General features: G+C 45.9%; 20 protein-coding genes. 4 read left to right on the plus strand and 16 right to left on the minus strand.

What is annotated here, in order from left to right:
* The first annotated feature begins 62 nt into the window (after positions 1–62).
* Positions 63–1,727 (plus strand): asparagine synthase B, encoded by a 1,665-nt coding sequence (gene asnB / locus HQQ92_RS11575; protein WP_105252850.1) that lies wholly within the window; start codon positions 63–65, stop codon positions 1,725–1,727.
* 170 nt (positions 1,728–1,897) lie between these two features.
* Here the strand turns inward: asnB and HQQ92_RS11580 are convergent, their stop codons facing one another.
* The 3 genes from HQQ92_RS11580 to HQQ92_RS11590 all read right to left on the minus strand — a co-directional run bounded on the left by HQQ92_RS11580 (position 1,898) and on the right by HQQ92_RS11590 (position 7,708).
* A complete protein-coding gene (locus HQQ92_RS11580) occupies positions 1,898–3,031 on the minus strand; it encodes a patatin family protein (RefSeq protein WP_173245450.1) in 1,134 nt (377 codons plus the stop codon).
* Between the two features lie 243 nt (positions 3,032–3,274).
* Positions 3,275–5,521 carry a TonB-dependent siderophore receptor gene (locus tag HQQ92_RS11585; RefSeq protein ID WP_173248653.1) on the minus strand — a complete coding sequence of 749 codons (2,247 nt, stop codon included), beginning with the start codon at positions 5,519–5,521 and terminating at the stop codon, positions 3,275–3,277.
* 396 nt (positions 5,522–5,917) lie between these two features.
* On the minus strand, positions 5,918–7,708 hold the full coding sequence (locus HQQ92_RS11590) for an acyl-CoA dehydrogenase C-terminal domain-containing protein (protein WP_173245453.1): 1,791 nt from the start codon (positions 7,706–7,708) through the stop codon (positions 5,918–5,920).
* A gap of 246 nt (positions 7,709–7,954) precedes the next feature.
* Between HQQ92_RS11590 and HQQ92_RS11595 the strand changes: the two genes are divergently transcribed.
* Positions 7,955–8,803: a D-hexose-6-phosphate mutarotase gene (locus tag HQQ92_RS11595; protein WP_173245456.1), complete on the plus strand. Its 849-nt coding sequence runs from the start codon at positions 7,955–7,957 to the stop codon at positions 8,801–8,803.
* Positions 8,804–9,007: 204 nt separating this feature from the next.
* Here HQQ92_RS11595 and HQQ92_RS11600 read toward each other — a convergent pair whose 3' ends face one another.
* The 11 genes from HQQ92_RS11600 to yceD form a co-directional block, all read right to left on the minus strand.
* A complete protein-coding gene (locus tag HQQ92_RS11600) occupies positions 9,008–9,883 on the minus strand; it encodes an NAD(P)-dependent oxidoreductase (protein WP_173245458.1) in 876 nt (291 codons plus the stop codon).
* A gap of 168 nt (positions 9,884–10,051) precedes the next feature.
* Complete coding sequence (locus HQQ92_RS11605) at positions 10,052–10,531, minus strand: acyl-CoA thioesterase (protein WP_105252855.1); 480 nt, start codon at positions 10,529–10,531, stop codon at positions 10,052–10,054.
* 117 nt (positions 10,532–10,648) lie between these two features.
* On the minus strand, positions 10,649–11,017 hold the full coding sequence (locus HQQ92_RS11610; protein WP_028760367.1) for a hypothetical protein: 369 nt from the start codon (positions 11,015–11,017) through the stop codon (positions 10,649–10,651).
* Between the two features lie 232 nt (positions 11,018–11,249).
* Positions 11,250–12,488, minus strand: coding sequence for a beta-ketoacyl-ACP synthase II (fabF, locus tag HQQ92_RS11615; protein WP_006087466.1), 1,239 nt, complete (start codon positions 12,486–12,488; stop codon positions 11,250–11,252).
* A gap of 236 nt (positions 12,489–12,724) precedes the next feature.
* On the minus strand, positions 12,725–12,958 hold the full coding sequence (gene acpP / locus HQQ92_RS11620; RefSeq protein ID WP_006081231.1) for an acyl carrier protein: 234 nt from the start codon (positions 12,956–12,958) through the stop codon (positions 12,725–12,727).
* Between the two features lie 164 nt (positions 12,959–13,122).
* The gene (gene fabG / locus HQQ92_RS11625; protein WP_006081230.1) at positions 13,123–13,869 is read right to left on the minus strand and encodes a 3-oxoacyl-ACP reductase FabG; all 747 of its coding nucleotides are present in this window, start codon (positions 13,867–13,869) and stop codon (positions 13,123–13,125) included.
* Positions 13,870–13,878: 9 nt separating this feature from the next.
* Positions 13,879–14,805, minus strand: a complete 927-nt coding sequence (gene fabD, locus HQQ92_RS11630; RefSeq protein ID WP_173245461.1) for an ACP S-malonyltransferase — start codon at positions 14,803–14,805, stop codon at positions 13,879–13,881.
* A 62-nt stretch (positions 14,806–14,867) separates the two neighbouring features.
* Positions 14,868–15,827: a beta-ketoacyl-ACP synthase III gene (locus HQQ92_RS11635; RefSeq protein ID WP_028760369.1), complete on the minus strand. Its 960-nt coding sequence runs from the start codon at positions 15,825–15,827 to the stop codon at positions 14,868–14,870.
* A 9-nt stretch (positions 15,828–15,836) separates the two neighbouring features.
* Positions 15,837–16,865: a phosphate acyltransferase PlsX gene (gene plsX / locus HQQ92_RS11640; protein ID WP_028760370.1), complete on the minus strand. Its 1,029-nt coding sequence runs from the start codon at positions 16,863–16,865 to the stop codon at positions 15,837–15,839.
* A gap of 15 nt (positions 16,866–16,880) precedes the next feature.
* Positions 16,881–17,051 carry a 50S ribosomal protein L32 gene (gene rpmF / locus HQQ92_RS11645; protein ID WP_006081226.1) on the minus strand — a complete coding sequence of 57 codons (171 nt, stop codon included), beginning with the start codon at positions 17,049–17,051 and terminating at the stop codon, positions 16,881–16,883.
* A 16-nt stretch (positions 17,052–17,067) separates the two neighbouring features.
* Positions 17,068–17,592: a 23S rRNA accumulation protein YceD gene (yceD, locus tag HQQ92_RS11650; protein ID WP_028760371.1), complete on the minus strand. Its 525-nt coding sequence runs from the start codon at positions 17,590–17,592 to the stop codon at positions 17,068–17,070.
* Positions 17,593–17,854: 262 nt separating this feature from the next.
* Here yceD and HQQ92_RS11655 point away from each other — a divergent pair, with 262 nt between their 5' ends.
* On the plus strand, positions 17,855–18,439 hold the full coding sequence (locus HQQ92_RS11655) for a nucleoside triphosphate pyrophosphatase (RefSeq protein ID WP_173245463.1): 585 nt from the start codon (positions 17,855–17,857) through the stop codon (positions 18,437–18,439).
* Between the two features lie 164 nt (positions 18,440–18,603).
* Here the strand turns inward: HQQ92_RS11655 and HQQ92_RS11660 are convergent, their stop codons facing one another.
* Both HQQ92_RS11660 and rluC read right to left on the minus strand, forming a co-directional pair.
* A complete protein-coding gene (locus tag HQQ92_RS11660; RefSeq protein ID WP_173245467.1) occupies positions 18,604–19,320 on the minus strand; it encodes an HAD-IA family hydrolase in 717 nt (238 codons plus the stop codon).
* A 22-nt stretch (positions 19,321–19,342) separates the two neighbouring features.
* On the minus strand, positions 19,343–20,302 hold the full coding sequence (gene rluC, locus HQQ92_RS11665; protein ID WP_049821723.1) for a 23S rRNA pseudouridine(955/2504/2580) synthase RluC: 960 nt from the start codon (positions 20,300–20,302) through the stop codon (positions 19,343–19,345).
* A 543-nt stretch (positions 20,303–20,845) separates the two neighbouring features.
* Here rluC and rne point away from each other — a divergent pair.
* The gene (gene rne, locus HQQ92_RS11670; protein ID WP_173245470.1) at positions 20,846–24,286 is read left to right on the plus strand and encodes a ribonuclease E; all 3,441 of its coding nucleotides are present in this window, start codon (positions 20,846–20,848) and stop codon (positions 24,284–24,286) included.
* Positions 24,287–25,236 lie beyond the last annotated feature (950 nt).

Genomic DNA, 25,236 nt, shown 5'->3' on the forward strand with positions numbered 1-25,236 from the left:
TGCTGGCACATTAAACCTCAATTGAGACATCCTCAAATGACAGACAGTGTGGGAGTTGTACTATGTGTTCAATCTTTTCGATTTTAGATATCCAATCTGATGCCAAAGAACTGCGCCAAGTCGCGCTAGAAATGTCTAAGCTCATGCGCCACCGTGGCCCTGACTGGTCAGGTATTTATGCCAGTGATAAGGCAATTCTTGCCCACGAACGTTTAGCGATTGTTGACATTGAACACGGTGCTCAGCCACTGCTGACCGAAGATGGCAGTTTGATCCTCGCGGTCAACGGCGAAATCTATAACCACAAAGAATTGAAAGCCCAGTTAGGCGATAAGTACAGCTATCAAACCAACTCTGACTGCGAAGTGATCTTGGCGCTGTATCAAGAATACGGCACTGAATTTCTTGATAAATTAAACGGTATCTTCGCCTTTGTGTTATATGACAAAGCCCAAGACAGATACCTTATCGGCCGCGATCACATGGGTATCATCCCGCTATATACAGGCCGTGACGCTGCGGGTAACTTCTATGTTGCCTCCGAGATGAAAGCGCTGATGCCAGTGTGTAAAACGGTAGAAGAATTCTTACCGGGCCAATATTTGTACTCAAGCGATGCCGCCGCGGTGAAATACTACACTCGCGATTGGCAAAGCTATGATGCGGTTAAAGATAACCCAGCCAGCCAAGAAGAATTGCGTGACGCATTAGAAGCGGCGGTCAAGCGCCAATTAATGTCAGACGTGCCCTATGGTGTGTTGCTGTCGGGCGGCTTAGATTCATCGATCATTTCCGCCGTGACGCAAACCTTTGCTAAACGCCGCATTGAAGACGATGGCGAAACCAACGCTTGGTGGCCACAGTTACATTCCTTTGCCGTCGGCCTTGAAGGTGCGCCAGATTTAATCGCCGCCAAAAAGGTCGCCGAAGCGATTGGTACGATTCACCATGAGATCCATTTCACCTTCCAAGAAGGCTTAGATGCGATTAAAGAAGTGATCTATCACTTAGAAACCTACGATGTCACCACCATACGTGCTGCCACGCCAATGTATTTAATGGCGCGTAAAATCAAAGCGATGGGCATTAAGATGGTGTTATCGGGTGAAGGTGCTGACGAGCTATTTGGCGGCTATTTATACTTCCATAAAGCGCCAAACGCACAGGCATTCCACGAGGAGTTAGTCCGCAAACTCGATAAGCTGCATCTGTTCGATTGTCTGCGAGCCAACAAAGCCATGGCCGCTTGGGGATTAGAAGCTCGCGTGCCCTTCCTCGATAAAGAGTTTATGGATGTGGCGATGCGCATCAACCCTGAAGCGAAAATGTCTAAGGATGGCCGTATTGAGAAACATATTCTGCGTAAAGCCTTTGAGCACAAATTGCCAAAAGAAGTAGCGTGGCGTCAGAAGGAACAATTCAGTGACGGCGTTGGCTACTCTTGGATTGACGGTTTGAAAGAACAAGCTGCAGCGCGTGTGGATGATTTACAATTGGCGAACGCGAAATTCCGTTTCCCATACAACACGCCAGAAACCAAAGAAGCTTATTTCTATCGCTGCTTCTTTGAGGAACATTATCCACTGAGCGGCGCTGCAGAAACGGTTCCAGGCGGTAAATCCGTCGCCTGTTCAACGCCAGAAGCATTGGCTTGGGACGAAAGCTTACGCGGCATTATCGACCCATCAGGCCGAGCAGTACGCTCTGTACACACCTCAAGTTATTAATAGCCTAACGTTGAAGGACTAAGTTCATAAATTAGGTTAATGAGCTAGATTGATGAACTGGTTAATACAGCCAACCACAAGCGCTACCCTAGGGTGGCGCTTGTATTTTAATGCTTTTTACTTTTATTGCTTACTCACGTACAAAATGGTGACTTAGCTAAAATACCAAACTAGGCCGACAGCGCACTGAATGGCTTGATTTGAGAGTGAGCTTGAATGTGGGTTTGAGTGTGAGCGTTGGTTTGCACTTGAGTTTGAAAATAAGCATTACTCTGCGTCAACGCCATCGGATCTAAGCTTAAAAACTGCTTTCCAGCACTCAGCCCCACATGATAATCATGGCGTAAATCCGCATCGGTACTGCCCAGCAATTTACTTTGCAAATTTTCAGCAGCAAAAATCTGCACTATCTCCACATCCTCTGGCGGATTAGCGATGAAATCCAATTCATCCTGATAGGCTTGTTCGTGCTGCACTAAGTAATCTATGGTTTTCGGACAAAAGCCAGAAACACAAATCCAAGATTTTAATTTGTGAACCCAAGCCGATTGCGCCTGAAAATCCTCGCTCACAGTACGGATCACCACAATTTTGCGGGCACCACGACGATAGGCCTCACGCACAGGTAAAGGCGCTGCTAAACCGCCGTCGAGATAAAAATCACTATCAATACCTTCGCTTAATGCAGTGCCATGATCAGAGGCGCTGTTATCAGAAGCGTTATGATTAGCCGCGCCGTTATTAGAAGCCTTGTCGCTATTACAGGCGCGGTCACTCAGCCAAGGCGTGAGTTTCACCCCTTGTTTATACAAAAATGGTAATGCGCTAGAAGCTTTTAGCAATTCGCGCCACTGGCTTTTACTGCTTGGACTTAAAAAATAACCTTTGCGATCACTGGCATTCGTAGTTGTGATCAGTAACTGCCGATGACCGAGTGAGGCTGCCGCCGCGTTAAGATCTAATTTAAACATCCCTTGTCGAGTCTGCTCAAAATACCAATCTAAATCGACTACATTGCCGCCGACTAACCCGCGACCAAGTCGATAGAAACGTTTATGGCGCGATAAACCGCGGATTAAGCGTTTGGCATACCCCTTTTGGCGGGCCAAAAAACTGCTGAGATTCTGTGAGCCTGCTGAGGTACCGATAAACAAATCAAAGGGATCGAATCCGCCATCAAGCCAAGCATCGAGCACGCCTGCGGTGAATATACCCCGCTGACCACCACCTTCTGCAATCAGGGCCACCTGTGGGCTAGCGTTAGATTGAGGGTCTTTGGAGGCTAAGTGGCTGACGGCGTGCATAGGAAAACCTTATCGAATAATTCATATAAGGCGAGTCTAAACAAGCTGAATCAGAAATGATAACGGATAGAAACTATCATCTTAATAGATAAAAACTATTAAGATGATAAGTCACACAAGGTTAATCCATGCTCAAGGCACGAATACAGACAGAGAGCTACGGCGGTTATTCGCGCAAGATTAACCCATTCGCTCCAGCTTGCTCATCATCCTTAACGAACAAGCTATTTTTACATCAATGCATTAAAACTTATGACTCAGTTCAAGCGTGATATTACGCGGCTCACCGGGGAAATGGCCATTACGCTCGCTAAAACCACTGACGGCATATTCTTTATCGAAGATATTTTTAAGATTTAAGCGAACTTGAGTTTGATCCCACTGGGTCGTCCAGCTCATGTCAAAAATCGTATGGGGCTTCACCGTTTGGCCATCGAGGCTGAACTGCTCGCCCACATAGTCCATACCAAAAGCAATCGCCGAATCGAGTGCATTGATATCGTAACGGGTCCATATCCCTGCTTGATGGCGCGGCGCATTGGCAAAGTGCTTACTATCAAACGTATTGGTTAAACTATCGTTCGTTACCCCTTTAACCACTTCGGTCTCGTTATAGGCATAGTTTGCCGTGACGGTCAGGTTATCGGTTAAATCCCCCACCAGCGTCCATTCAAGGCCTTGACTGTGTACTTCACCCAAATTAAGTAAAGCGGGAATGCCATCGTCATCGCCAGTATCTAAAGGGTTAGCTTGGGCGACATTTTGTTTTTCAATCCGATACACAGCGAGCGTGGTCATAAACTGGCCATCAAGCCATTCATTTTTCATCCCAAGTTCAATTTGATTGCCCGTTTCTGGCTCGAGGAAACCATCACCAATATCTTCCGCTTGATTGGTTAAAGATGCTGGATTGAAGCTCTCTGAGTAATTCAAATAAAAGGACATTGAATCAATTGGGCGATAATTAAGCCCTGCTCTTGGCGTTATCGCGTTATCGCTGAAGGAGAAACCAGTATTTTTATCATAATCATCAAACTGGCTAAAACGCAGACCGGCAATCAATGACCACTGTTCATTAAAGTGCAGATGTTCCTGTACATAAATGCCGTAACGGTTAGCGCGGGTACCATCGGTATTTTTATCCTTCAAGTTGTAACTATTAGGGTTGGTTTCACCATAGTTAAGGTCAAAAATATTCAAGTTACCAACACCATCTTTATCAGTCGCCAATTTGTACTGATATTCAGTTTCGACATAGTGATAGTCGCCGCCGAACAGGAATTCATGTTCAAAACCTAAAGCATCGAATGCATAGACAAAATCATTGGTTAAACTGATTTCATCATTAGCCCGTGCTTGAACTCGGTATTCACGCTTAATGGTGCCATCACCCATAATGGGCTTTTTATTGGCATCTAAGGTCGCCCAACCTCTCGATTCATGATATTGCTGCGTGGAATCATTATTCAGATAACGGATCTGAGTCTTGACCGAGAAATTATCGGTAAATTGATGATCGAGAATCGATTGCAGCACCAGTGCATCCATCTTCTGGAAGTCACTCTTCTCATTGGCATTATAGGATGGCGCAACCAGGAAGTTACCGTCATTATCGACAGGAACGCCGCGCAGTCGATTGCCACCTAAATCCTGCTTAATAATATCGAAAGTGGTAGTGAGCTTAGTATCATCACTGATTTCGTAGAGTAACCCACCCGCCACTTCGGCATTTTGACTATCGGCATTATTGCGAAAACTATCTTCCTGCTGATAATAGGCGCCAAAGCGATAGGCAAGATTTTGGGTTAGGCCACCAGTGAAATCCAGCGAGCCCCCCATCATATCCTCGCTGCCTGTGCTTAATGTCAGCTCTTTACTCTCGACAAAGGTTGGTTTTTTAGTGACATAGTTGATCATGCCGCCGGGTTCACCGCCGCCATAAAGTGCGGATGCAGGACCTTTTAACACTTCAACCCGCTGCACATTAAAGAGTTGCGGCACAGAAAATCCCGAATAGGGATCGCCCCTTACCCCATCATAAAAAACGTTGGCATCGTCGCGGAAACCGCGAAAGGTCACGCCCGAATAACTGAACTCACTCACGCCCGCAATAGAGCGGTATAAATCGGTAATATTGCGCGCGGCTTGGTCGACGATTAATTGCTCGGTCAGCACTTGCACCGACTGCGGCAATTCCATCACATTAATCGCCGTCTTAGTGCCAACCGTCGTTTCTTTATCGACGTACATTTGCATCGCGCGGCCATGGACGGCAATACGCTCAGGTGCTGCGAGTTTTACCTCCCCATCGGCTGCGGATTGAGTCGATGCAGGACTGGGGACTGGTGAGCTCGTAGACAAGGTCTGCTGTGGAGCCTCTTTATCGGGTACGGTTTCAGCGGCAAATGCCGACTGATGTTGAGCGAGTGCAAGCGCGATTAATGAGTAGGCGAAACGAGTCTTCACAGAATGTCCCCAGCGCGAGCGCATAAAAATGGCATAAACCAAAGGGTTTACAAATGTATTCAAACGAATTGGCCGTCATTATAAAGAATGATTTGCGAATAACAATAATTATCATTTGAACTTACACAATTGTGAAAGGTGTTTAATAAATCATCGACATCAGCCCACATAATCCTTGTTATGTTTGGTTATGACTCAAACGAAAGAGAGCGCCAATAACACAAACCTTCGATGGAAGTTTTAATGTGGAATAAGAAAGAGACTCACAGCATCCAGCTGAGTACTTGCGTGCAGATTAATAAAAACAATAAGTTAAAGATTTAAACGATATAAAAATAAAAACCAGCGACAAGACGCTGGTTTTGACTGTTGTTGAGCTGTTTTTAAGCAAAGGCTTAACTCAGCCTATAAGGTGAATGCTTAAAAGATAGCTTCATCCAATTGAGTTAGCATTTCACTCGCCTGCTCGATTTGCTTACGCAGACTGCGACCTTGCACCGCCCAGTAAGCCATGTAGAAATCGGCAGTTTTCAATTTAGCTTGGTAAAACGCGGTTTCTTCAGTGCCCTGCTCCAGCGCCGCTAATGCCACCGCGGCACTTCTGGCCCACATCCACGCCAGTGCCGTCACCCCAAATAACTCCAAATAAGCCATTGAAGCTGCGCCAATAATGTCAGGATTGGTCGCTGCCTGCGAAGCTAAATAACCACTAGCCTTTTGCAAATCACCCGCACAATCCATTAAACCACTCACGTAAGGTTGCATCGCCGCATTCGTGCTATGTGACTTAATAAACTCTGTCACTAACGCCGACCATTGCTGCATCGCCGCGCCGCGGTCGCTAAGCAACTTACGTCCCACTAAATCCAATGCCTGAATACCGTTAGTGCCTTCATAAATCAGTGCAATACGGCTATCACGCACAAATTGCTCCATACCCCACTCATGAATATAACCATGTCCACCAAACACTTGCTGTGCATCGACACAGGCATTAAAACCACGGTTAGTGATAAAACCTTTCACCACTGGCGTGAACAGTGCCGCTAATTGGGAGGCAACTTTGGCTTTGGCGGGATCACTATGACGCTCAGCTTCATCGAGCCACAAAGCTTGTTGTCCAACTAAGGCTCTTGCGCCTTCATTGAAGGCTTTTTGCGACAGCAACATGCGGCGCACATCGCCGTGAACCAAAATCGGATCGGCGGCTTTTTCGGGTGCTTTGGCACCGCTTAAAGCACGGCTCTGTAATCTGTCTTTGGCATAGGCTAGCGCATTTTGATAGGCAATCTCAGAGACACCCAGACCTTGCACGCCAACGCCTAAACGCGCTTGGTTCATCATAGTAAACATGGCGCGCAGTCCTTGGTGCGGCTCGCCGACAAGCTCACCCAATGCACCTTCAAATACCATCACACAAGTTGAGTTACCGTGAATGCCCATCTTATGTTCAAGGCCACTGGCATATAAAGTGTTCGGCGCGCCTAAACTACCATCGTTATTCACTAATACTTTAGGCACGGCGAACAAAGATATGCCCTTCACACCTTCAGGTGCATCGGGCAAACGAGCTAATACGAGGTGCACTATGTTGTCGGTGAGTTGATGATCACCTGAGGAGATAAAAATTTTTTCGCCGGTAATAGCAAAAACGCCTTCAGATACTGGCACGGCTTTGGTGCGTAATAAGGCTAAATCAGTACCCGCGTGGGACTCGGTCAAGTTCATGGTCCCAGTCCATTCACCGCTAACCAGTTTACTCAAATATTTTTGCTTGAGAGCATCACTGCCGTGGGCATAGATGGCGGCATAAGCGCCATGGGTCAAACCGGGATACATGGCAAAAGCCATGTTAGTTGCCGTTTGTATCTCAGTGGCAAAAATCCCCACCACTTCGGGTAAACCTTGGCCGCCATATTCAGGGGAGCAAGTCAGCGTCGGCCAGCCATTATCAACAAACTGCCGATAGGCATTATCAAATCCTTCCGGTGTAATCACCTTACCATCGACCAACTTACAGCCTTGCAGATCGCCGACACTATTGAGCGGTAACATAACTTCAGTACTAAAGTCGGCCATACCTTGCAGGATCGCATCGACAAGATCTGGATCGATTTCATCGAATCCCTTGAGTGCATCTTGCTGATAAATATGTAACATTTCATCGAGGATAAATTGATAGTCGCGCAGCGGCGCTTGATAGACTGGCATAATCGCTTCCCTTTTCTTGTTAGACTGCAACTCAACTAAGTGATCTGACCACTTTGGTGCTCTGACCACTTTAGCTAAATCTGCCGAAAAAGAAAGCACCTCAGTATCCGCCACAGACTTTTGTTTACACAAACGAACAGCGAAACCGTAAATTGATCGCAACAAAGCCTTATGTTATCGCGGAAAACTTTGTAAGCTAACTGCCTGTTTTTCTGATATGCCAGCAGAGTTAAGGATATTGCTACTATGGGTTCTGTCACTACTAAAAAGCACGCCAACGGGCTCGATTATGTCGAAGTGAATACGGCGTTATGTCAGGCAAGAATTTTTTTGCAGGGCGCGCAAATAGACTATTTTCAACCCGTAGGCAAACCACCTTTGCTGTGGGTTTCATCGGCTGACGATTATCAACCCGGTAATGGGATCCGTGGCGGTGTACCCGTATGCTGGCCTTGGTTTGGTATGAGTAGTGAAGCGAACTTTCCCCAACACGGTTTCGCCCGTACACGTATTTGGGCGCTGGGATCGGTAGAAATGCGCAACCAGCTAGTAGATTTACGTTTTAGCTTAAAGATCAGTGAGCAAGATAAAATCTATTGGCCGCATAACACTGAGGTCAGCGTACTGTTTACCTTAGGCGACACCCTAAGCATTAGTCTTGTGAATACCAACTTAGGTACTGACCCCGTTACACTTACCCAAGCGTTGCACAGCTATTTTCCGATTGAGGATATCCACCAACTCAAAGCCAGCGGTTTTAGTGGGTCAAAATACATCGAATTTGCACAAGGGCCTTATCCGCAAACCACGGATGAAGTGCTGTTTGATCGCGAGACAGATCGTGTCTATACCGATCTCGGCCCAGTGCAGTTATTGCATACGCCGCAGGGGACAATCGAAGTCAGCCGTGAAAACAGCCAATCAGCGGTATTATGGAATCCATGGATTGAAAAGTCACAACGCCTGGGCCGATTTAATCCAGAAGATTATCTGACCATGGTCTGCCTAGAAGCGGCCAATGTATTAGAAGATAAAGTCGTGCTCGCACCAGGTGAAACCCACAGTTTAGTGACCCATATTTGCTGGAAAGACTAACGATTAAATATCCTAGCTCTTAATGTCCTAGTCAAAAACGATACAAACAAAAATGCCCAGTCCTATTTGCCAACGCAATCGAAACTGGGCATTTTTATCATTGCAAAACCTATCACTGCGAAACCAGAGTGTTTATCACTCCGAAACCAAAGTTTTATCACTACAAAACCTAAGTTGTTATAACGATGAAACTTAAGGTAAAACTTATTTCGCCGATTTCTCTAAGCGCGCCAGCAAGCTAGACGTATCCCAACGGTTACCGCCCATGCCCTGAACTTCTGAATAGAATTGATCCACCAAAGCGGTCAATGGCAAATGTGAACCATTGCGGCGGGCTTCTTCTAAGGCTATGCCTAAGTCTTTACGCATCCAATCGACGGCAAAACCAAACTCATAGCTTTGGCCCCACATCGTCTTGTAGCGATTTTCCATCTGCCAGCTTTGCGCCGCGCCTTTGCTGATCACTTCAATGACTTTCTCGCCATCGAGTCCCGCTTTACGGGCAAATTGCAGCGCTTCTGCCAAACCTTGCACCACACCCGCGATACAAATTTGGTTCACCATCTTAGTTAACTGACCTGCACCGACGTCACCTAAACGCTCGGCGCAGCGGGCAAAGGCTTCAATCACGGGTTTAACACGCTCAAATACCGCTTCATCGCCGCCGACCATCACAGTCAAGGCGCCATTTTCAGCGCCCGCTTGGCCGCCAGACACGGGCGCATCGAGGAAATCAATGCCCTTTTCGGCTAAGACTTTGGCAAGCTCACGAGCGACATCGGCCGAAGCCGTAGTATGGTCAACCAGCACAGCGCCCTTTTCCATCCCATGAATAACGCCATCACTGCCTAATACCACTTCACGCAGATCGTTATCATTGCCCACGCAAGTAAACACAATATCTTGACCCTCTGCCGCTTCCTTAGGTGTTGGACAGCAGCGACCACCATAGGTGTCGACCCAAGTTTGCGCCTTGGTAAAAGTACGATTATAAACAGTGACCTCATGGCCTTTGTTCAGTAAATGCCTCGCCATGGGATATCCCATTACGCCTAAACCAATAAATGCGACTTTTGCCATGAGCTGATCCTTAAATAGACAAACAAAATGAATCGATTCAAAATAGTGGCCGCAGTTTAACATTCATCAACGGTAACGTCAGAATGAAATCGGAGCGAGTGATAAATGCACTTTTCGCTAAAAACAACAAAGGCGCCTTAAGCGCCTTTGTTGATTTAATTTATGGGGCTATTTCACCACATGGGCTTCCATTTCGGCGCCAATCTTTTTACGCATTTCCATCAAGCGCAGTGCAGAATCCCGCAAATGAATATCATGTTCCGTCTGTGGTATCCACTCAGGCACTGGCGTAGGTAGGCCATCTTCATCAACTGCGACCATGATCACAATACAATGGGTGGTGAGATGACGCTCAGAAACTTTAGGATCGCCCGCTCGCACATCGATACCGATATGCATAGAAGTTTTACCCGTATAAATCACTTTTGCGCTGACTTCAACGATATTGCCCACCAAAATGGGTTGCACAAAACGAATACCGCCCGCATAAGCAGTAATACAATATTTACCGCTCCAGCCCGCTGCACAGGCATAAGCCGCGAGATCGATCCACTTCATCACAGCGCCGCCGTGAACTTTACCACCAAAATTCACATCCGCAGGCTCTGACAAAAATCTCAGGGTACTTTGTCTATCTATACCAGCCATATAACCTCAACTTATTCAGCCACTGTGGCTCAATGTTTCGTGCAATAGGCTGAGTTTACGATAGAAAGCGCCATTAGCGTAAAAATAATTACGATTGGCCTCGTCAAAAAATTCGATTTAACCAAAGTGGCTAATAAGCACGCAGCAAAGCAATAAACTCGGCAACGCTAAACGATAAATCCATAGCTGAAATTCACTACTGACGAAACGTGTACCCTTAGCAAAAGTGTAAACGCCTAAGCCAAACATAAAGAAACCAAGCACTTCGAGGCCCGAAGACATATTGCTATCGCCACCGACGTTAATCGCCGTCACCAATAAGGCAAACCAAACCACCACGTAAGCAGCGATTGCTAAGGTAAAAGTCTTGATCCCAATGTCCATGTTTGGATGCCACACTTTAAACTCACCGCGGATCAATTCGGTCAGATTGGCAGTTAATGCGCCAATGAGGGGAACAAGCGGGATCACCGCGGGATTTAACATGACACACTCCATTAAGATTGAATATGTCTGTCATTATCTGTGGTCACTAGAATTAAACAAGCTTGATGAACAAATGTTAACACTATGGATATCATACAGTTAGAAAGTGACATCTATCACAATAAAGCCATAAGATAACGGAGTTCAACTCACATGAGCAATGAATTTGACCCATAAAAAATGCGCCCTCAGGCGCATTTTTTCACTGTGTTTTACACCATAAATGCGTGTTTTACACTTTCTTGAACAGTAATGAACCGTTAGTCCCACCAAAACCGAAGGAGTTACACAGAGCGTAATCCATCTTCACGTCACGGGCTGTATGGGCAACAAAATCTAAGTCACAACCTTCGTCTGGATTATCCAAGTTGATGGTTGGCGGTACTGCTTGGTCACGCAGTGCTAGCAAAGTGAAAATCGCTTCAACCGCACCCGCAGCACCTAATAGGTGACCCGTCATCGATTTAGTCGAGCTAACCAGTACTTTATAAGCGTGGTCGCCAAATACTGACTTAACCGCTGCCGCTTCCGCTTTATCACCTGCTGGCGTCGACGTACCGTGGGCATTGATATAACCAATTTGCTCCAGTGATAACTTAGCGTCATTAATAGCATTGACCATAGCCGCCGCAGCGCCTGCTCCGTCGCTTGGAGGCGATGTCATGTGGAACGCATCACCGCTCATACCAAAACCGACTAATTCGCCGTAAATGGTCGCACCGCGCGCTTTTGCGTGTTCGTACTCTTCCATCACCATCACACCAGCGCCATCACCGATCACAAAACCATCACGGTCTTTATCCCATGGACGGCTCGCCGCAGTCGGATCGTCATTGCGTGTCGATAATGCTTTCGCTGCACCAAAACCTGCCACGCCTAAAGGAGAAGTGACATCCTCAGCACCGCCCGCAACCATCACGTCTGCATCACCATAGGCAATGGTACGCGCCGCGAAACCGATATTATGCACGCCCGTAGTACAAGCGGTCGTCACGGCGAAATTTGGCCCTTTCATGCCAAACATGATCGACAAGTGGCCCGAAATCATATTGATGATGGTACTAGGTACGAAAAAAGGAGAAACCTTACGCGGGCCACCATTCATCAATGCGCTGTGACCTTGTTCAATCAACCACATACCGCCCATACCCGCACCAATAGCAGTACCGACACGACCAGGGTTTTCTTTACTCATGTCCAGACCTGAGTCTTGGATAGCTTGGATGCCAGCCGCCATACCGTATTGAATAAAGAGGTCCATCTTACGGGCGTCTTTTTTCGTTACGTATTGCTCAACATCGAAATCTTTTACTGAACCACTGAAACGAGTGGTAAATTCACTGGCATCAAATTTGGTTATCGGTGCAATACCACTCTTACCCGAAAGCAAAGCCTTCCAAGTAGTATCGACAGTATTGCCCACTGGAGTTACTAACCCCAAACCGGTTACCACTACACGACGTTTAGACACGGCAGTCACCTTTAAATGCTAATTTGTTAATTCAGATAGAGGACACAGGGTTTTCTATCATTAGACAATTTCTTAAATAATTTTTATTTAGAAAAATTCGCCAATCTGCGGCGAGCATCTCGTGGATAACAATTAAAACACGATCCAGAGACGATTGAATGGCACGGAGGCAGAATTTGACGGGGGTAAAACAAAAACAGGCGGCAAAAATGCCGCCTGTCTTCAAGAATTCAGAATTACTGATTCTTAGAAACGTAGTCGATCGCTGCTTGAACAGTAGTGATCTTTTCAGCTTCTTCATCAGGGATCTCGGTATCAAACTCTTCTTCCAGAGCCATAACCAACTCAACAGTGTCCAGAGAATCTGCACCCAGATCGTCAACGAAAGATGCCGCTGGCTTAACGTCTTCTTCTTTAACGCCCAGTTGCTCTACAATGATTTTCTTTACACGTTCTTCGATGTTGCTCATTAGTTTTCTTTCCTATTCAAATTACGCACTTGCGTAAGATTGCGAGTAGTTTATTAGATTTGGCTGACAATGCAAGCTTAGTTTTCGTGGTCTAACCACGAAATTTCACTATCAATTGATACAGATCACTACTCAGTTGCGACAGAAATCCCTGCCATTCGCCCTTAAACCATGTACATGCCGCCATTCACATGCAAAGTTTCGCCTGTGATGTAAGCGGCTGAGTCCGAGGCCAAAAAGAGCACTGCATTGGCAATTTCTTGCGCTTGCCCTAATCGTTCCATCGGAACCTGTGACATGATAGCTTTTTGCTGCTCTTCGGTCAGCTCATCTGTCATATCGGTCTGGATAAATCCAGGAGCGATAGCATTAACTGTAATTTGACGAGATGCAACCTCTCTTGCAAGAGATTTTGTAAATCCAATCAAACCCGCCTTTGCTGCCGAGTAGTTAACTTGACCTGCATTGCCCATGGTGCCTACCACTGAACCGATATTGATGATTCGGCCAAAGCGCTTTTTCATCATGGTACGCATCACAGGTTTTGACAGTCTAAATAACGATGTCAGGTTAGTGTCGATAATATCCTGCCATTCATCATCTTTCATCCGCATCAGCAGATTATCACGGGTTATACCCGCGTTGTTGACTAGAATATCAACATCACCCGCTTTTTCTTTGATCGAGGCGAATAAATGTGTAACAGATTCACTATCTGTGACATTAAGCACTAAACCAAAACCTTTGTCACCCAGATATTCTTGGATTGCCGCAGCGCCCTTCTCACTGGTTGCGGTTCCAATAACCACTGCACCTGCTTCGACCAGTGTCTCAGCGATCGCACGGCCAATACCGCGGCTCGCACCTGTCACCAAAGCCACTTTGCCTGTTAAATTCAGGTTGAAACTCATATAAACTCCTTACTCAGTTAATGCTGCTAATGAAGCAACATCATTAACCGCTTGGGCTGATAGTGATTTATTAATTCGTTTTGCTAATCCTGTCAATACTTTACCAGGACCACATTCCACCAGTTGGGTAATGCCTTTTTGGGCCATTAGCTCAACAGTTTCGCTCCAGCGGACAGGACAATATAACTGACGCACTAACGCATCTTTAATGTCATCAGCAGAGGTGGGTGATGCCACATCAACGTTATTAATCACTGTAATTGTTGGGGTATTAAACTGTACATCGTTTAATGCCACGGCCAGTTTATCCGCCGCAGGTTTCATTAATGCACAGTGTGATGGCACGCTGACAGGTAGAGCCACCGCCATTTTAGCGCCCGCAGCTTTACAAGCTACTGCAGCGCGCTCAACTGCGTCTTTTTGACCTGCAATGACCACTTGACCAGGACTGTTAAAGTTAACTGGACTCACCACGTCACCTTGAGCCACTTCGGCGCAGGCATTAGCGATACTCTCGTTGTCCAAACCGATAATCGCATACATAGCACCCGTGCCAGCTGGAACCGCTTGCTGCATCAGTTGACCACGTAATTCCACCAACTTAATCGCGTCTTTAAAATCCATCACACCAGCGCAAACTAAAGCAGAATACTCGCCTAAGCTGTGACCCGCGAGTATAGCAGGCATAGGTTTGCCTGAAGCCACATAGGTACGCCAAATCGCCACGCTCGCCGCTAATAGGGCTGGTTGAGTTTTATCGGTTTCATTTAAGCTTTCAACAGGACCTTGCTGAACCAATGCCCACAGATCATAACCTAAGACGTCACTCGCCTCAGCAAAGGTTTGTCCAACAACAGCATGAGATTCGGCAAGCTCGGCTAACATGCCTAGGGCTTGTGAACCTTGACCCGGAAATACAAAAGCAACATTTTCCATATTCAAATTACCTATGGCTAACTTAATTTATTGAAAAATCATGTGGAACACACATGTAGAACTTAGAAACGAATGAGCGCACTGCCCCACGCAAACCCAGCACCAAAGGCCTCAAGCAGCAGTAGTTGTCCGCGCTGAATACGGCCATCACGTACGGCTTCATCCAATGCAATGGGCACTGACGCGGCAGAAGTATTACCGTGTTTAGCTAAGGTCAATACGACTTTATCAAGACTCATATCGAGCTTTTTAGCGGTAGCATTGATAATTCGGAAGTTAGCTTGATGTGGCACTAACCAGTCAATTTCTGACTTATCGATATTGTTAATGCGTAACGTCTCAGTCACCACATGGGACAATTGAGTCACAGCCACTTTAAAGACATCGTTGCCTTTCATGGTCATAAAACCGACCGCTTCAGAGGTTTCGCCTTTACGTGGTGGGAAAGCGCATTTCAATAAGTCACCTTGGCGACCGTCGGCATAAATGTGGGTCGAAATGATCCCTGGCGTTTCGGATGCGCCTATCACAACCGCGCCCGCACCATCACCAAATAAAATAATCGTTGAACGATCTTCTGGCTCACATAAGCGAGACAGTACATCGGCACCAATCACTAATACTTTTTTAGCCGCGCCCGTTTTTACAAATTGATCGGCAACAGATAAAGCATAAACAAAGCCTGAACACGCCGCTGCGATATCAAAAGCTGGAATGGTATGCACGCCAAGCATGGCTTGAATTTCACAGGCCGCAGCAGGAAAAGCATTGGGAGCACTGGTGGTGCCGCAAACGATCATGTCTAAATCTGATGCTTCTATGCCAGCCATTTCTAGCGCTTTTAATGCCGCTTGGTAGCCCATAGTTGAAACGGTTTCATCGAAAGCCGCAATGCGACGTTCTGATATACCTGTACGTTCAACAATCCATTGGTCAGTGGTTTCCACCATTTTTTCCAAATCTTGATTGCTACGCACCTGCACCGGTAGATAACTACCAGTTCCGAGAATTTTTGTATGCATAAGGAGGGATCAGTTATTTATATCTAAAAGAATCGACTCCAAACGATCTTTTATCATTTCAGGGAGTCGACGTTGAGCTTCCGTTACTGCCAAACTAATTGCTTGTAAATAGGCAGTTTCATCCGCGTTTCCATGGCTTTTTACAACTATTCCGCGCAATCCTATCAGACTTGCACCGTTATAGTGGTCGGGGTTCATCTGACTAAGGACCGCCTGGATACGAGGGGCGATAAGTTTAGCCAGAAAACGAACGAATAAACCTTGGGTTAGTCCCCGTTTTAACTGATGTACTAATAACTTGGCAATACCTTCAGAGGTCTTGAGCGTGATGTTACCCACAAACCCATCACAAACAATCACATCCACATTACCGGAATAGATTTCATCCCCTTCGATAAAACCTGTGTAATTGATTTGTTCTGTGTGTTGCAGCAACTGCGCGGCTTGCTGAACTTGGTCATTACCTTTAATTTCTTCAACGCCCACATTGAGCAAGGCGACTTTTGGCCGAGATTTCTTATCTACCGCTTCGCACAGGACTGAGCCCATCACGGCAAATTGAAATAAGGTTTCAGAGTCACAGGAAATATTCGCGCCCAAATCCAACAAATAAACCGGTTTTTGAGTCACCGCAGGTAAACAACTGACTAATGCAGGTCGATCAACACCAGGCAAGGTCTTCAGCAATACTTTCGCCATTGCCATCAGCGCCCCTGTGTTACCGGCACTCACACACGCTTGTGCGCGGTCGTCACGCACTAACTCAATAGCCAATCGCATGGAACTGTTTTTACGTGTACGCAAGGCATGCACAGGCCTATCAGACATACTAACGACTTCATCGGTATGAATGATTTCTATGCGCGAAAGTAAACTCGCTTCGGCTTGACGTAGATAGACATCAATTTCAGTCTTGTCACCGACTAAAATGATTTTAAGAAAAGAATGTAATTGTAGTGCCCGCAAGGCTGCAGGCACCGTGACGTGGGGGCCATGATCACCACCCATTGCATCTAACGCAAGCGTCAGATTCGTCATTAGGAAACCAACAAATTACTTGTTGATTACCTTTTTACCGCGATAGAAGCCATCTGCAGTCACATTATGACGCATATGGATTTCACCGCTGGTAGCGTCTACAGACAGCTGAGCAGTGCTCAGTGCGTCATGTGAACGGCGCATTCCGCGCTTTGAACGTGATTTTTTGTTCTGTTGTACAGCCATTGGCCTGTCTCCTCGATTACTTGCTCTTCAGTTTTTCTAACACTGCAAACGGATTTGGACGCTCCTCTTGAGCGGGTTCTATCTCGCCTACAACCATGTCTTTAGATCCTGCACTGCAATCAATTTCTTGATGCATTGGGATTATCGGCATAGCGACTATCAATTCATCTTCGATCAATTGATGTAGACGCACTTCGCCAATTTCATTGCACTCAATTGGGTCATACGCATCCGGGAGCTCATCGATTTCTGCCTTAGTCCTACATGGACCAAAACAAAACTCGACCGTAACCTCAGTGGTAAATAGTGTCATGCAACGTTGACATATCAGAGTGAGCTCCGTCACAGCCTTCCCTTTCAGGTAGACTATCCCCTGTAAATCTACGCCACATTCAAGCGACACTGCCACATCGGAACAGTCGCCGGCACATAACTCAGTTAATCTTTTCAGTTGCACACCAGGAACAACGCCCTGATAAACTAGGCGACTCGAGGCGGCGCGAAATGGATCAATTGAAACCGGTATCTTTACTGTTTGCATAAGGCGCGCATATTATAGTTTGAAAACGCTAGAGTCAAAGAAAAAATACTAACTTAAGTCCCAGTTTGCGACTTAAGCCTTTCCCCTGCCCCAACATTGAAATTGACGGAAGCGAAATAGTACCCAAGCATGGGGCCGCATACAAGCGCAAGCCGCCTAAAATAGTCGCATTCATTGAAAAGAAACCATAAAAGACGAAACTCTTGCACTCTCCCGCATTGATTGGTCACAATATGAGTCACTCTTTTGCGGATATCTCATTATGCCAACCCCATTAATCTTAGCTTCGACGTCTGTATATCGACAATCTTTACTGCGAAAACTCGGATTACCCTTCGAATGCTGCAATCCTAATATTGACGAAACGGCGTATCTCGAAGAATCGGCCCATGCTTTAGTGCTGCGATTAGCCAAAGCAAAAGCCGTCGCGGGAGCAGAACAATTCCCCGATGGTCTGATTATTGGTTCCGATCAAGTTGCCGTCATTGATGACAAGATTATCGGTAAACCCCATCATTTTAATAATGCCGTCGCGCAGCTCACTCAAGCCTCAGGCAAGGCCATCACCTTTTATACTGGTCTTGCACTCTATAATGCCAAAACTGGCGCTATGGCCGCTGAGGTTGAACCCTTTACGGTTCATTTTAGGCACCTTAGCCATGCGCAGATTGTGGCTTACATTGAAAAAGAAGAGCCCTATTATTGCGCGGGGAGTTTTAAGAGCGAAGGTTTAGGTATCGCGTTATTTACAGCGCTCGAAGGTCGCGATCCCAATACCTTAGTTGGCTTACCACTGATATTACTGACGGAAATGCTGTTAGCCCAAGGTGTAGACGTTCTCGCTTAAACGTTTGCCAAGGCTTTGCTCTGTTTATTGAATCGATGACGCGCATCAAAAATACCGGGCTACAGAGTCGTTTCATCGACAAGAAGACGAGACGTAAATAAAAGTGATAAGGAAGTCTCATGCTGGAGCGGCATGTATTGCCGCTCCAGCATTAAATAGCAGTGTTAGAGGTATTGCAGTAATTGCTTTGGTGAATCTATCAAGGCGATGGGTTTTGCCAGCAGCAACTTGTCGGCACTGTGGGCGCCATAGGTCACGCCAACGCTATCAATCCCTGCATTGGCCGCCATGGTCAAATCCAGCAGAGAATCACCCACCATTAAGGCTCGGTTCTGGGCAATATTCAATTCTTTCAGCAAACTTGAGATCATTTCAGGATGGGGTTTACTGTGCACTTCATCGGCGCAGCGTGATGCAACAAAGTATCGACCTAAGCCTGTTTGCTCAAAGACGCGATCAAGCCCTGCACGGGCTTTACCGGTTGCGACGGCTAATTGATAACCTTGAGTATGTAACTCATCGATTAAAATAGGTGCTTGTGCAAAGAGCGGCGTTGGCGTGGTGTCTAAATGCAAATATTGTACTTTAAACTCAGCGCGCATCTGCTGATATTGATCATTTTCGCCTTGGCTGAATGCATTATTAGAATGTAGAAGCTGAGAATATACGGAAGAAGCACTACAATTAAGCCCCTGTGGGAACAGGACTCGCAGCGCTTCTGTCATAGAAAGACCAATAATATCGCGAATGTCACTTTCAGTTGGGATAGGTAACTGCAATGCCTTAGCCATATTTTCAATACAAGTGATAATTTTACCGATGGAATCCATCAGAGTGCCATCCCAATCGAAAATCACTAAATCGTATTGCTTTATCTTCATCCTTGAAACCTATCCCCGTCGATTACGCACGCTTTAACTTATCGAGTAATTGCGACAAATTTTCATCTAAAGGCGCTGAAACCCGCATCACTTCATCATTTTCTGGATGAATGAACATCAATTCAGCGGCATGTAAAAAGAGTCGAGTTAAGCCTAATGAACGCATACTATCGTCAAACCCTTGCTCGCTGTACTTATCATCACAGGCGATAGGATGGCCAGCAAATTGGCAATGCACCCGAATTTGATGAGTACGTCCAGTGACAGGGCTTGCCTTCACTAAAGTACAACCTTGGTAACGCTGCATAATTTTAAAGCGCGTTTCTGAAGGTTTACCTTCCGCATTAACGCGCACTATGCGCTCACCCGATTTAAGGGTGATTTTCAATAAAGGCTGTTTAACGGCTTTATCTTGAGCAGACCATTCACCTTTAACTAAGGCCAAATAGTCTTTCTGCATCTTTTTATACCGAAGCTGATCATGCAGATGTTTAAGCGCGCTACGCTTTTTCGCCACCAACAACACACCCGAAGTATCTTTATCGAGACGATGTACTAGCTCTAAAAACTTTTGTTGAGGACGCAGTGAACGCAATGCTTCAATCACACCGTAATCGACTCCACTACCACCATGTACGGCAATGCCAGCAGGTTTATTCAGCACGATCAAATGATTGTCTTCATGCAAAATACGATCTTCGAGTTGCGAGACTTTACTTAAGTTCGCCGATGGTGCGGTACGGTTATCCGGCTCTGCCACGCGGACTGGCGGAATACGTACTATGTCGCCAATCTGCAACTTGTACTCGGGTTTGATGCGTTTCTTATTCACTCGAACCTCGCCCTTGCGGACAATGCGATAGATCATGCTTTTCGGCACGCCCTTCAGCTTGGTCATTAAGTAGTTATCAATACGCTGTTCGAAGTGATCTTCATCAATCGTGATCAACTGAACCTGTTGTGGGGTGGATTCTATATTCATGATGCGCCATCTAATTATAACGGTCGCCATTGTACAACAACTGAGAAGAATTGTGCCTTTCCATTGCTGAATTTTTTGATTATTGCTATATTTCACCAGCGATTAGGGATAAGCCGTGAATAAAGTGTTCACAACGCCCTGATCCCAAGCGGAAAATTTAACGGATAAAAAAAGATTTTCTTGATAGCAAATCATTGATTTGCAAATCGTATACAGAGTAAAAATACCACAAATGCGTTTTTTACGATTAAATCGAGAAAGTCACCTTACTTTAATAAGGTTTACCCTAGGTTTTCCTCCCCGATTTCGAAGGATATTTTAACTTGTCGTCAGACAAACCGATTCGACTTGGGCATTACCGGAACGAAACTAAAGAATTTATGGGGTTGGTTGATGTTTTACAACGAATTCCTTGTTTTTGTAATCATTAAAAAATAAGCCATAAATAGGATGCGACACGCAGCGACTGCGTCTAACAGTAATGCGCACCTCTATGCCTAGCCACCAGCCGTGAGGCTCAGTTGACCTACTGCTAGGCCCGTAATGCAGCGAAGCGCGATGTTTGATGACCTCTATTTAAAGAAGAATGACGTCATCATGAAACGTATGTTAATCAATGCAACTCAATCAGAAGAGTTGCGTGTTGCCCTTGTTGATGGGCAACAACTGTATGATCTAGACATTGAAAGCCCAGGTCATGAGCAAAAAAAATCAAACATTTACAAAGGTAAAATTACCCGAGTAGAACCGTCTTTAGAAGCCGCTTTCGTCGACTACGGTGCCGATCGTCACGGCTTTTTGCCACTGAAAGAAATCGCTAGAGAATATTTCCCGAAGGGATATTCGTTCCAAGGTCGCCCAAATATCAAAGAAGTGGTCAGTGAAGGACAGGAAGTTATTGTCCAAATTGACAAAGAAGAACGCGGCAATAAAGGTGCAGCCTTAACGACCTTCATCAGCCTTGCAGGCTCTTACTTAGTATTAATGCCAAACAATCCACGTGCTGGCGGGATTTCTCGTCGTATCGAAGGTGATGAACGCACTGAGCTAAAAGAAGCGATGGCTGACTTAGAAGTGCCTGCTGGCATGGGTCTTATCGTGCGTACTGCGGGTGTAGGCAAAGAATCTGCCGAGTTAAAGTGGGACTTAAAAGTTCTACAACACCACTGGGCGGCGATCACCGAAGCTTCACAAGTTAAAGGCGCACCTTTCTTAATTCACCAAGAAAGCAATGTGATAGTTCGCGCTATTCGTGACTATTTACGCCGTGACGTGGGCGAAATCCTCATCGATCATCCACGTATTTTTGAAGAAGCGAAGCAACATATCGCCTTAGTTCGCCCTGATTTCGTTGAGCGCGTAAAACTGTACGAAGCTGAAGTGCCATTATTCACTCACTTCCAAATCGAATCACAAATTGAATCCGCCTTCCAACGCGAAGTACGTCTGCCATCTGGCGGTTCGATTGTTATCGACCCAACTGAAGCCTTAACCTCAATCGATATCAACTCTGCCCGTGCCACTAAAGGCGGCGATATTGAAGAAACAGCACTTAACACTAACCTCGAAGCCGCCGATGAAATTGCCCGTCAATTGCGTCTCCGCGACTTAGGTGGCTTAGTGGTTATCGACTTTATCGATATGACGCCAGTGCGTCATCAGCGTGAAGTTGAAAACCGTTTACGTGATGCTGTGCACCACGATCGTGCTCGCGTGCAGTTAGGTCGCATTTCTCGTTTCGGTTTGATGGAAATGTCGCGTCAACGTCTGCGTCCCTCTTTAGAAGAATCTGCAGCGCATATCTGCCCTCGCTGTCATGGCCAAGGCACGATTCGCAGTACCGAGTCTTTAGCACTGTCAATTTTACGTTTGATGGAAGAAGAAGCCATCAAAGAAAACACCTCACAAATCGAAGCGATTGTGCCTGTGGATGTTGCAGCTTTCTTGTTAAACGAGAAACGCAAAGCCATTCGCATCACAGAACAGCGTCACGATGTCGAAGTGTATGTGATACCTGACGCACACATGATGACGCCTGATTACCGCGTGATCCGTCACCGTAGTGATGATGAAATCAGTGAATCAAGCTATAAGCGTATAGAGCATCCTGAAGCCAAATTGTATGAGCCACGCAAACTGGAACGTACTGCTGCGCCTATTCCGGCATTAAAAGGTTTTGCAGCGCCACAGAAAGTAGAACAAGCCCCATCACCAACGGTGAAAGTTGAAGCGCCACAACCAGGCTTCTTCAGCAAGCTTGTGAGTGCAATCAGTGCCATGTTTGCGCCAAGTGAAAAAGCTGAACCCGTAAAAGTTGTTGAAACTAAAGCAACTGATACCAGTGCGGCTAACGCCAATCGCCGTAACCGTCGTAATGACACTCGCCGCCCACGCAATGCCCAAGATGCCGACAAAGCAAAAGAAGGCACTCGTGAGCCGCGTAGCCGCAATCCAAAAAAGCCGACTGATGCAGTAGTCAGCACACAAGAACGTCCAGTACGCGAAAAAGAAGAAGCGGCTAAACGTCCAGCTAAAGCTGAACCGAAGCCACGCGTACAAGCGCCAAAAGATGTTGTTGCCGACATTGAAGCAGATGATGCCCCTAAGCAAGAAGTCGCCCGCGAGCGTCGTCAGCGCCGTAACATGCGTCGTAAGGTGCGTATCGATAATGGCCATAATACGCCAGATAATGCGATCCCAATTGCACCTGAAGATGCAGCAGAAGTGTTAGCGGAAATTGCAGCCCTTAACGCCGCAGCGGCAAGTACTATCAGTGTTAATGCCAAAGCTGAAGTCATTGCCCAAACGCCAGTAGAAACTAAAGCGCCAAGAACACGTCGCCAGCCTCGTAAGGAAGCTGCACCTGCTCAAGAAGCGCAAGAAAATATTGTGCTAGAAGAGACAACTGTAATTTCTACTGTAGTAGAAACACCTGCGGTTGATGCTGTTAACGTAGCTGAAAACACCTTGGTTGACACAGCAGCTCATACTGTAGCAGCGGATGCTGTATCGCAAGATAGCGAAGTTGATGCTGACAACGAAAATGCTAATGCTGATGATCAATCAAAACGCGAGCAAAGAGATGGTCAACGTCGTAGCCGTCGTAGCCCTCGCCACCTTCGTGCAGCGGGTCAACGTCGTCGTCGCGACGAAGATGACCAAGGTACATCAACGCCAGCGCAATTCGTTCCTAATGACGAATTAGGTGCTGACCAAGAGTACCCAAGCGAAATCGTCAGTGTTCGAGTGGAAACTCCTGTTGTTGCAACTCAAACAACAGCGGTAACTGAACCGGCCGTTAAAACTGATGGCGTCGAAATAGCTGAAACAAGTTCAACTCCAACTGTTGAAGCTCCTGCTGTTGTTAAAGTAGAAGCAAAAGTTGAGCCTCAGCCTCAAGCAAATGACGTTGCAGCAGTTGAAACTCAGCAAGTTGAAACTAAACCTGTTGTGACTAAAACCACTGAAACGAAAGCGGAAGAGCCAAAGGCTGCTGACGTAAAAGTTGACCTTGCGTCAATCGTTGAAACTCAGGTGACCAGCGTTACTGCTGAAGCCGTAGTCGTTGCAGTCCCATCAGTTGAAAGCTCAGTGACTAAATCAGTAGCAGTACCCAAAGCTGAAGCAGCTAAAACCGAAACACTTGTCGAGCCAAGTGTTGCACCGAGCGCTGAAGTAAAAGAAGCCGTGAAAGCAACAGCCTCTGCGCCAATGGCCAGACCGGCTGCTATCGCTAAGCCTCAAGCCACAGTACAAACAGTTCCAACAACACCGCAAATCACGGATGCAGTTGTTGTCAGCAAGCCGAAAGCCGCCAGCCGCTTTGGCTCTATGGTGTCTTCGGATATGACGAAGCCTGTCGTTGAGGTGAGAGAACAAGTGGCAGTCCCTAAAGGACGAGAGTATGAGAATACTGCGAACGAAGAGTCTACAGCCAAAATCAAACTCGCTAATGGTGCAGAGTCGGATATGGCGCGTCCATAATCACTTAAGCTAAACCAGAAAAGCCATGCAATTGCATGGCTTTTTTATTTATACTGTAATACTCCACAATATTTAAATTTAGCTCTATCCATTTTTCGGCTTAATCGTAGTCCCTTGAATAACATAACCCATCAAAAGATCCTCGGTATATAGTTCTCAACTTTAAGTATTCTTGCGTTGTCACTAACGTCACATTAGAAGCAATAAACATGCTAACAAAATATCAGGCCAATACCCGCCAGTAGAAAGGGCTCTTAATCCATTTAGTGCTAACTGTAGACCCCTCCTTTATAAGTTAGGAAAACTAGTCGAGGGAAAGCATTATTCCGCTATAAAGTAGCCGATAATTAAGTTGGATTAGCAGCCTAAAGCTTCTGTCGGAAATACTTAAATGTACGAAATGCAAGGCATCTCAATAGCCATATTCGTTTTTTGGTCGGCTCCAAACTACATCATAAATAAGCTAGTGTTCTTTAATATCAAGCACTAAATGCTTTGCCAGCCTTAACTCTTTACTACAAGGCTTTCAGCCTTAGGTGCAGCTTAGTATATGTAGGATAACTAAGTGCAAGAAATGCAAGTGCACCAATCATATTCGGCAATATCTGAAGTCACTGATTTACAACAAATGAATGATTAGACACATTCGCGTTCGACATTGAATATAAGATTACGCAAAAAATAAACTCGATAAGAGTAAGCGTTAAGAGTTAAGAGTTAAGAGTTAAGAGTTAACATATAATGGAATTGAATGTTACAGGAGTAAAAATAAGGAGAGTGTATCAAATGGTTTTATTGAAAATCTTGGAGATATCAGAATTGGATTCTAACAGAGAAATATTAGAGGATTAACTTCAGATTTAAGCATTAAATTAATGCGACATGTTAAGTGGATCTCGTCGCTTATACTGGATTCAACAATCTAAACTAAATGAAATTTTATTTTCGCA

The organism is Shewanella sp. DC2-4, assembly GCF_013248875.1.
GTDB classification, from domain to species: Bacteria; Pseudomonadota; Gammaproteobacteria; order Enterobacterales; family Shewanellaceae; genus Shewanella; species Shewanella oncorhynchi.